Raw genomic sequence first — 572 nt, 5'->3', positions numbered from 1 at the left:
GTCCGTGTGTCACGAATCAGACTTGTCGAAACTGCCCCAAGATGCGGTCGTCATTAAGACTTTCTACAAATATGCATACGAACAGGTAAGCTACATTCTGGAACATCAGTACCAGGTAGTCCGCTACAAAACCGCGGACGGAAAAATCAGGGAGGAATACCTTCCTAAGGAAAAAGGACCGGAACGTATCGATGTAGTGCCCGGAACACATGCCTCCGGAGACTTCCTCGCACATCTGGCTTTCAATCACTTCGTACTGAACATTCCTTATTACAGGGAAATGTACCGCATCAATGACCACAGTATGTCACTGAGCAGGATGACACTTGTCAACTGGCTGCACAAGGGGGCCACTTTCACCACAAAACTTGTGGAGGCACTCAAAGATATGGCTATGGAAAAGGATTCCATCGTGAACTGTGACGAAACATGGTGTAAGGTAAAAGTAAGGGATGCCTATTACAAGAAATACATCTGGTGTCTGGTCAACAAGGAACAGAAGTCAGTGATATACTGCTACGAGGACGGATCCAGAGGACGGAAGGCACTGAAAGAAATCCTGGCAGACAGGA

General features: G+C 47.0%; 1 protein-coding gene. It reads left to right on the top strand.

What is annotated here, in order from left to right:
- Positions 1–572 (top strand): IS66 family transposase (locus tag WKU26_RS12630; RefSeq protein ID WP_340322311.1); only part of this gene is annotated, 572 nt, incomplete at both ends.

This window comes from Phocaeicola sp. HCN-40430 (assembly GCF_037890285.1).
GTDB classification, from domain to species: domain Bacteria; phylum Bacteroidota; class Bacteroidia; order Bacteroidales; family Bacteroidaceae; genus Phocaeicola; species Phocaeicola acetigenes.
Note: the sequence above shows the minus strand (reverse complement) of the source record. Positions and strands in the feature narration are given on the sequence as shown.